4 protein-coding genes are annotated in these 2,798 nt (G+C 30.6%); 1 reads left to right on the forward strand and 3 read right to left on the reverse strand.

Annotation, left to right across the window (positions count from 1 at the left end; translation table 11 throughout):
• Positions 1-256, forward strand: a 256-nt coding sequence (locus EZL74_RS13015; protein ID WP_154669983.1) for a transposase, incomplete at its 5' end; no start/stop codon positions are given.
• 52 nt (positions 257-308) lie between these two features.
• Here EZL74_RS13015 and EZL74_RS13020 read toward each other — a convergent pair.
• From EZL74_RS13020 to EZL74_RS13030, 3 genes are all read right to left on the reverse strand, one after another.
• Positions 309-1,034 (reverse strand): RloB family protein, encoded by a 726-nt coding sequence (locus EZL74_RS13020; protein WP_131477097.1) that lies wholly within the window; start codon positions 1,032-1,034, stop codon positions 309-311.
• Positions 1,024-2,364, reverse strand: coding sequence for an AAA family ATPase (locus EZL74_RS13025; RefSeq protein ID WP_131477098.1), 1,341 nt, complete (start codon positions 2,362-2,364; stop codon positions 1,024-1,026). Before EZL74_RS13025 ends, EZL74_RS13020 begins: the two co-directional genes overlap by 11 nt.
• 207 nt (positions 2,365-2,571) lie before the next feature.
• On the reverse strand, positions 2,572-2,798 hold a 227-nt coding region (locus EZL74_RS13030; protein ID WP_154669988.1), incomplete at its 5' end, for an integrase core domain-containing protein.

Below are 2,798 nucleotides of genomic sequence, written 5' to 3' on the forward strand. Positions count from 1 at the left end.
TATAAAGGGCAGAACCAGAATAAGTAAGATAGGAAATGCTAAACTTAGAAATCTTCTCTTTATGTGCAGCTTTACAGCCTGTAAATGCAATAAAGCCTGTAGAGAGATTTATGAAAGAATTACAGCAAAAGGGAAGAGTAAAAAACTGGCATTAATAGCTGTTTGTAATAAGCTGTTAAGACAGGCTTTTGCCATCGCAAAATCAGGAGTCGAATACAATAAAGAGTACAGAAGCCCTATGCCTAAATTTATTTAAAAAATATCATTTTTTATTTGGTTGCAAGCACAGTTCTTTGTTATAGGCAGTGCTATTTTTTAGTTAACTTCTTTTTTAAATTAGCTTTTTTTTCGTTCGCTAACTGAGGAATAACAGTATTTATAAATTTATCAAAATCATTCTTACCGATTACTTCTAAGATTGCTTCACCTAATTTATAAACCTTTGTTTCTTTGGGTTTAGGAATAAAATGGTTTTTGTCGCTATCTGCAGCTTTTGCGTTTTCTATTGCCTCAACGAAATTAGGTAAAAACTTTAATGGATCGTAACCTCCTTTTTCAAATGTTGATATTTCAGTTTTGAATTCACCACAACTAACAGAATTCGAAATTTTAATATCTGATTTTTTATGAAAATATAGCCAAACTTCAAAGCAAGGATTGCTAATCACAATATTCCAATTTGGAAATTGTTCGCAATAAGATGCAACCTCTCTCAATTGTTCTTCTGACCATCTGTCAACATCCATTACAATCCATAGGTCATCATCATTATTTAAACCTTCTTTTTCGATATATCTAACCGCTCTATCAAGAACCCATTTCGGAGCAGATTTGTTTGGGTTTATCGAAAGAGCTTCTTCTTCACTAACAATGTCTTCAATAACATCAACCGCAATTTTTTTGGAAAGATATCGAAGAATCTTAAAATAATCTGGTTCTCTTTTACTTCCTTCGCATGCAATTGCAAATAACTTATAGTCTCTTACTAGTTCTACAGGAACATCTCTTGTATAGCCTCTTTTCTTACGCATCATTTTGTTCCCATTTTAAGTCTTCTAAATGAGCAAGAAATGGAATTGCTCCAAATCTCCCCTTCAAATAACCTTTTCTAATATCTAAATCGTAGCGTGGTTTAAATTCACTCAATGAATATAATTGAGTACTTCCACTATTCTTGCTTTTTTCAGAAAACCATATTTCATCTTGTCTAAAGATATCCAAATCAAGAAGGTTTGATTCATGAGTCGTAAAAACTAATTGTCCAATTGTATTTTTATTACTCATAATTTTTTGAACTAAACTTTTAAGTAAAGCAGGATGTAAACTTTGGTCGATTTCATCTATAATAAAGCAAACTTCAGTGTTTAAAATTCCATCAAAGGCTGGAATAAAGTCTAATAATCTTTGAGTACCGTCTGATTCTTCTGTTAAGTCAAATGATACTTTTTTGCCTTCATTATTGAGGTGTTTTGAAATTACTTTTTTTACAATGTATTTCCCTTTTTCCTTAGTTATTAAAACTCCTCCAGTTTCTGTATTTAAAAGGACATTATGCCCATTCTCTATGTCTTGGATTACCTCTTTTTTTGTGGACTCATCCTCATCTCCAAAATATTTATCAATATCAATGTTTTCGATATCTAACTCAGCTACGCCCGTGTCAAAAGTCTCTAGCATTCCGTTTGCAAAGTTATTAAATCGATTAGATGATGTCAATGCAGGAACTAAGTTTTGAAATTTACTACCAGGATGTATTACTATAATTTGCTTCTCAATAACAAATCTCGAAGCTGTTATTTCTTTAATATTTAATTCATCGGATTTGCCTAATAATAATTCTCCGGATTTTAATAAGTTGCTTTCCATTAACTCAATCAATAGCTTTTGTCTTTGAGTTCTCTTGTACTTATCTGCAATTTTAATTGAAGATTTTCCTGATTTAAGGGTCTTACGCTCAAATATCATTTTATCTTCAACATTAATTCCGGATTCATAGAGCCATTCTTCAACAACTGTAATATTGTTAAAACTAACTCCATATGCATAGATTTTCTTCTCAATTGAAAACTCTATTTCGAAGGAAATGGGCTTAGTCTCATTTAACTTATCAAGCTTAAATTTTTTACTATTTACGGATCTTAATAAGTATCCATTAGTAACTGATTCTTGTAAGAACTCAACCGCTTTAATCAAATTTGATTTTCCCGCACCATTGGCTCCGTAAATGGCAGCGGCCTTAAGCACATCAATTTTGCCTAAATTATATACGTGATGTTTATGGGTTTTAAATGAACCCGCCAACATATTAAATTCTTTTTCTTCATTAAATGAAAGAAAATTGCTAACAACAAATCTTATAAGCATAACTTTTATTTTATAAGACAAATATAAACGATTATTTCTCTTAAATGGCTAATATTTTCTTAAATTAATTTCAATGTCAAATTTAAAGAGAAAATATCGTTTTTAAATACTCTGATTTGCTAAAAATGAAGTTGATGTCATGTCCTAAAATACGTTGACCGTTTTAGGTTATTAATTGAATCAAATTTACAGAATTAATTGATAAGTTTAAGCTGCTTTTTTAGCATAGGATTTATAGGGTTGTTTATCATATTGTTTGTGTACTATTTGCGGTGTTTTTAAATCTAAACTCCAATGTAAACGTTTGTTGTTGTATATGTTTACAGCTTCGGCTATCATTTTTTGAGCGATTTCAATATTTCTAATAGTGTTTTTTAGCCCGAACTCATACTTCAAAATTCCGTTAATTCTTTCAGCTACTGCGTTTTCATACG

Source organism: Flavobacterium silvisoli, assembly GCF_004329815.1.
GTDB lineage: Bacteria > Bacteroidota > Bacteroidia > Flavobacteriales > Flavobacteriaceae > Flavobacterium > Flavobacterium silvisoli.